Origin of the sequence: Streptococcus oralis, assembly GCF_001578945.1 — a bacterium.
GTDB classification, from domain to species: Bacteria; Bacillota; Bacilli; order Lactobacillales; family Streptococcaceae; genus Streptococcus; species Streptococcus oralis_Q.
On sequence record NZ_KQ969552.1, the window covers coordinates 77,416 to 80,244 of the forward strand.

Sequence of the window (2,829 nt, forward strand, 5' to 3'; positions counted from 1 at the left end):
TGATATTTGTGAGCTAGATCAATCAACAAAGAGGAGACTTTTTCTCTATTTTCTTTATCCAAGGAACTTGTTGGTTCATCAGCTAAGATGAGAGTCTTTTCTGTAACTAAGGCTCTTGCGATTGCCACTCGTTGCTCTTCACCACCGGATAAATCTTCTGGATAAGCATGCTTTAAAGAAGAAATCTGTAAATCCGCCAATACTGTATCAATTTTGCTTTCTATTTCATCTGGACTCAAGTCATAAAAGTTTAAAGCTAGTCTTAAATTTTCAAATACGGTCAAATCATTTATTAGATTTCGCCCCTGAAATACAAAGGCCACTTCTTCAGCTATAAAGACAGAAACTGATTTCTTATTTTCGGTCTCAATCTCTTTTCCATCAAAGAAATAAGAAACACTAGGGTCCCTAGCAGAGATTAAGCCAATTTTATTTAGTAAAGAAGACTTTCCTACGCCTGACTTCCCATATATTGTATATACTTTTCCCCTTTCAAATATCAAATCTGTTGGCTCTAGCAACCGCCTGCCTGCAAAAGAGAGGCTCAAATTTCTAATTTCGAACATATAACACCCTCCTTTTTTGAAAACGCTTTCTTAATTTTATTTTATCATATGTCATATTATATTTCAACTAAGACTACTGAAGTTCGTGTAGAAAAATCTTCTTATTTTAAGATTTTTTTAAAGAAATGAGGTATAATAAATCATAATCAAAGGAGAGTATCATGTCTAACTATCGTAGAACTTCAAGTTCAAAACCTAAAGCAAAAACAGAACACATCAAAAAGGGATTTACTGTCTTTCAAAAAACGATTGCTACCATCGGTAGTATCCTAGGTCTAATCACCGCTACTATCACCATTATGAACGCCATGAATAAAAATCAGGATAAACAAAAGGACAACTCAACGCCCCAAACGACGATTGTCAAGGAAATTCAGAAAGAAGTCCCTCAGGAAAATACCACTTCCAATCAAGGAAGTGACCTTAGTCAAGAAAAGACAACAGAAGAAACTCCTGCTTCTAGTAGCAAAAATGAGCAAAAATCAGATGCTAATACCCAAACGACTGCCTCAGAAACTCCGGCATCTAATAGCCAGAATACAGATACAAGTTCAACTCCAAGTACGGGAAACAGTACTAATCCATAAAAAGAACCACCGTAACCACGGTGGTTTTTCGTTATTCAAACAGAGCTTTGCGTAAATTGGCAATATCTGCTGGTCTGGTTCTGCAACAGCCGCCTAAGAGTTGTACACCGGATTTGATCCACGTTTGACTATTTTCAACTAAACTACCTTCTTCTGCTGGTGCCTCATGCCAGCATTTTAGTTCCCCATCATAAATCTCGCCTGAGTTTGGATAGGCTAACAAGGGTTTCTTAGTGACAATTGACAGCTTCTCTAGCAATGGAGTGATGTGACGTGGTGCTGTGCAATTGAGGCCAACCGCCACGAGGTTTTCTACTGACTCACAAAGTTGACCGACTTCCTCGATGGGAGTGCCATCTGAAATCCTTTTGCCATCCTGGGAGCAAAAAGAAATATAGCCATCTACTTGTGGAAATTTAGCTAGGAGCGAGAGCAAGACTTCCGTTTCAAGCTTGTTTGGAATGGTTTCAAGAGCCAGATAGTCCGCTCCTGCTTCGACAAGCAGTTCCATCCTTTCCAGATGAAATGCCTCAAGTTCCTTGCGACCGATCGGATAATGCCCCGTGTATTCAGACCCATCTGCCAGATAGGCTGCGTAAGGGCCGATACTGGCACCGACCAGTGGATAGATGCGCTTCTCTTTCTCCTCCTCAGATAAGTGTGACCAGGCTCTTTCGATTCCTTGTCGCGCTAAACCAATCGTTGAAGTCAGAGCTGCCTTGGCTGCTTCTGAACTCAAGCCTTCCTCCAGAAAACCAGCTAGGCTGGCTTGGTAACTTGCACTGGTAATTAAGTCGCTACCTGCTGCCACATACTGGGCATGGAGATCCACTAAAACACTAGGATCGCCTACCAGATATTTGGCAGACCAGAGTTTTCCAGAGATGTCATGCCCCTGCAACTCCAGTTCTGTTCCTAGGGCTCCATCTAAAAGGAGCATTTGCTTTTTTTCTAAGAGTTCTTTTAAAATTCCCATAGTATCACCACTTTTTATGAACAAGATAATAATAAAGATAGGTTACAGCCATAAAGGGTAAGCCAAAGTAAAGGCCTGGCCGCTGCGATTCATCCAAGGCAATTCCGATAATCGAAACAATCAATAACAAGATGCTCACATAGGGCAAGTAGGGGGTAAAAGGGGTCTTATAAGCAAGTTCATTCTCGCTATGCTCTTTGAGCCATTCTTTTCGGAAGCGAATTTGAGCGAGGGGAATGGAGAGCCAAACCACTACTACAGCAAATCCTGCGATGGAAACCAAGGCAAGAAAGACAGTGTCAGCTGCATAGATGCTGGCAAAGAGTGCTAGAACTGCCCCAATCATGGACAAGAGGAGAGCTCGCATCGGTACCCCATGCTGATTGATTTTCACGACTTTCTTGCTAATCATACCTTCATTTGCCAAGGACCATAGCATGCGACTAGAGGCGTAAAGTCCAGAATTTCCCGCAGACAAAATCGAAGTTAAAATGACAAAGTTCATGATGTCAGCAGCATACGGAATCCCGATTTTATCAAACACGGTCACAAAGGGAGCTTGGGTTACACCAGCCTCCTCTAAAGGCAAAAGAGAAGCCAAAACTAAAATGGTCAAGACAAAGAAAATAACCAAGCGTCCAATTGTGGTTTTGATGGCACGCGGAACCGCTTCTTTGGGATTATCCGTCTCGCCAGCTGC

At 41.8% G+C, this 2,829-nt stretch carries 4 protein-coding genes; 1 reads left to right on the forward strand and 3 read right to left on the reverse strand.

The features are described from left to right. Window positions 1-566, reverse strand: a 566-nt coding sequence (locus tag SORDD16_RS05780) for an ABC transporter ATP-binding protein (RefSeq protein WP_128973482.1), incomplete at its 3' end; no start/stop codon positions are given. 161 nt (window positions 567-727) lie between these two features. On the opposite strand from SORDD16_RS05780, the gene SORDD16_RS05785 reads away from it, so the two are divergent. Further along, window positions 728-1,153, forward strand: coding sequence for a DUF6556 family protein (locus SORDD16_RS05785; protein ID WP_061452705.1), 426 nt, complete (start codon window positions 728-730; stop codon window positions 1,151-1,153). Between the two features lie 31 nt (window positions 1,154-1,184). On the opposite strand, the gene mmuM is transcribed toward SORDD16_RS05785, so the two are convergent. Both mmuM and SORDD16_RS05795 read right to left on the reverse strand, forming a co-directional pair. Then, window positions 1,185-2,129, reverse strand: a complete 945-nt coding sequence (gene mmuM, locus SORDD16_RS05790) for a homocysteine S-methyltransferase (protein ID WP_061452706.1) — start codon at window positions 2,127-2,129, stop codon at window positions 1,185-1,187. Window positions 2,130-2,133: 4 nt separating this feature from the next. Continuing rightward, a partial coding sequence (locus SORDD16_RS05795) for an amino acid permease (protein WP_128973483.1) occupies window positions 2,134-2,829 on the reverse strand: 696 nt, incomplete at its 5' end.